Annotated in this window: 2 protein-coding genes; both read left to right on the forward strand. The window is 70.5% G+C overall.

Annotation, left to right across the window (positions count from 1 at the left end; genetic code table 11):
• A partial coding sequence (locus tag ACWGI8_RS42525) for a type I polyketide synthase (protein WP_453668820.1) occupies positions 1–2,658 on the forward strand: 2,658 nt, incomplete at its 5' end.
• 22 nt (positions 2,659–2,680) lie between these two features.
• A partial coding sequence (locus ACWGI8_RS42530) for a polyketide synthase docking domain-containing protein (RefSeq protein ID WP_453668821.1) occupies positions 2,681–2,881 on the forward strand: 201 nt, incomplete at its 3' end.

The following is a 2,881-nucleotide window of genomic DNA, read 5'->3' on the forward strand; positions in this document are numbered from 1 at the left end:
GCTGAGCCGGTCTCGGATGCTCGACTGGACGCTCTCTATGACGGCTTCGCCGCCCAGGGGCTGTTGCACGGTTCCCTCTTCCAGGGGCTGCGGGCGGCCTGGCAACTTGGTGACGAGGTCTACGCCGAGGTTGCGCTGCCGGAGGGCACCGCGACGGACGGCTTCGGCATCCACCCCGCCCTCCTCGACACGGCGGTGCTGGGTGCCGCCCTCACCGTGGGCGCTGCGGCCGGCATCGAGACCAGCGCCGCTGCAGATACCGCGAAGGGCGATGTTGTCGAGATACCGGTCGCCTGGGACGGCGTCGTCCTGTATGCGACCGGAGCCTCGGTCGTACGAGTACGGATCACACCCACGGACGAGGACGCGGACGGTCGGAAGACCGTGGCCGTCGCGCTCGCGGACGAGACGGGTTCACCGGTCATGGTGATCGAGTCCGTTGCCCGTCGGCCGCTGTCCCCCGAGGCCGTGGCGGCTGTCGCACCGGTACGACGCGGCATCCTGGACGACGGGCTCTTCCACAGCGAATGGGCCCCACTGTCCAATGCCACGCCCATCCCTGGGACCACGGGTCCGACCGGATCGGACAACGGGTGGGGGCTGCTCGGCGAGGCACCGACGAAGCTGCCCCTCGACGGGACTCCGGTCTACTCCGATCTGGAAGAGATGGTCGCGGACGGTATGGTCCCTGCCGTCGTCCTCACCGCGTTCGGTGCTGCGGCGGCCCGACCGGGCACCGGCCGTGTCGCTGCCACCGGTAGTTCGATCGGCAGCCCGGTCGAGAGCGCGAACGACGACGGGGACGGGGCCGTAGCCGACGTCGACGCGGTGCGCGCGGCGGCGCACCGTGCGCTCGACCTGGTCCAGCGATGGCTCGCGGACGACCGTTTCGCCCGCTCCCGGTTGGTCCTGCTCACGCGCGGTGCGGTGGCCACCGAGCCGGACGAGGACATCACTGACTTGGGGAGCGCCGCTGTGTGGGGCCTGGTGCGCTCGGCCCAGTCAGAGAACCCCGACCGGATGGTCCTGCTCGACCACCAGGACGGTACCGACAACGGAACCGCCTTCACGGCGGCCGACCTTGCCGCGGTCCTCGCCTCGGGCGAACCGGAGCTCGCGGTGCGGGACGGTCGAGTCTTCGTACGCCGCCTCGCGCACGTACCCGCTGGCACCGACGCCCCCGATACCAACACCAACACCAACACAAGCACCAACGACAACGGCGGTGCCGGTGGCGACACCAACGACAACGCCACTGCCTCCACCGCCGACCCTGCCCCCGCACTCGACCCGTCCGGTACCGCACTCATCACCGGAGGCACCGGCACGCTCGGTGCCCTCATGGCGCGGCATCTGGTGACCGAGCACGGTCTTCGGCACCTTCTGCTGACCAGTCGACGCGGGGACCAGGCCGAAGGCGCGGCGGAGCTGGTGGCCGAACTGTCCGCGCTCGGCGCGCACGTCGAGGTCGCGGCCTGCGACGTCGCTGACCGCGGCGCGCTGGAAATCCTGCTGAAGTCGATCCCCGCGGAACGACCGCTGACGGCCGTCGTGCACGCGGCCGGCGTGATCGACGACGGACTGGTCACCTCCCTCACACCCGAGCGGCTCGACCGCGTCCTGGGTCCGAAGGTCGACGCTGCTCTGCACCTGCACGAGCTGACGCGCGAGGCGAAGCTCGCCGAGTTCGTCCTCTACTCCTCGGCCGCCGCCACCTTCGGCGAGGCCGGGCAGGGCAACTACGTCACAGCCAACACCTTCCTCGACGCCCTCGCCCAGCACCGCTGCGCGCTCGGCCTGCCCGCCACCTCGCTGCAGTGGGGATTCTGGGCACCCCGCAGTGGCGTCAGTGCCCATCTGACTGATGCCGACCTCCAGCGCATCGAGCGCGGCGGGATGCGGCCGCTGTCTGCGGAGGACGGCATGCGGCTGTTCGAGGTCGCCAGGGCAGCGGGGCGGCCGGTGGTGGCGCCCATGCTGGTGGACGTACCGACCCTGCTCGCCCGGGACGCGGACAGCGCCCTGCTGCGCGGGTTGCGGCGGCGCACCGCTGGCAGCAACGGGGCCGGGGCTGCCGGCGGACGGCGTACGACGCGGTCGGCTGTCACGGCCGAGGCCACGGGGGCCGCGGGAGACGCGCTGGCCGAAAGGCTGGCGTCGCTCTCCGCGAAGGAGCAGGAGGACGCACTGCTGGAGCTGGTCCGTACGCACGTCGCAGCCGTCCTCGGACACGGTGAGACGGGCGGGCCCATCGGCCCCGACCGGGCGTTCAAGGAGCTGGGCTTCGACTCGCTGACGGCGGTCGAGCTACGCAACCGCCTGGGCACCGACACCGCTCTGCGTCTCTCGGCGACCCTCGTCTTTGACCACCCCACCCCGGCCGCCCTGGCCCGCCACCTGCATGCCGAGCTGCTGCCGGACGCGGACGGAAGGCAGCCTTCCAACGGGATGGACCCGGAAGAGGGGCGGCTGCGTGCCGCACTCGCCACCATCCCGCTGACCCGCTTCCGTGAAGCCGGAGTCCTGGACCTCCTGATGGAGCTCGCCGACCTCGGAGACGGAACCGCCCAGCCCAAGGAACCCGACCAGCACGACGCCATTGACGCGATGGATACCGAGCACTTGATTCGCATGGCGCTGGGCAATTCCGACTCGTGACGATTGACGTGTGGAGCTTCTAATGACCATCTCCCAGGAACAACTTGTCGAGGCGCTGCGTGCGTCGATCAAAGAGACCGAGAACCTCAAGCAGCGGAACCGCCAACTCGTCAGCGCCGCGACCGAGCCGATTGCCATTGTGGGTATGGCGTGTCGTTATCCGGGTGGGGTGGCGTCGCCGGCTGGGTTGTGGGATGTGGTGGCGCGGTGTGCGGATGTGGTC

The organism is Streptomyces sp. NPDC054841 (assembly GCF_053611045.1).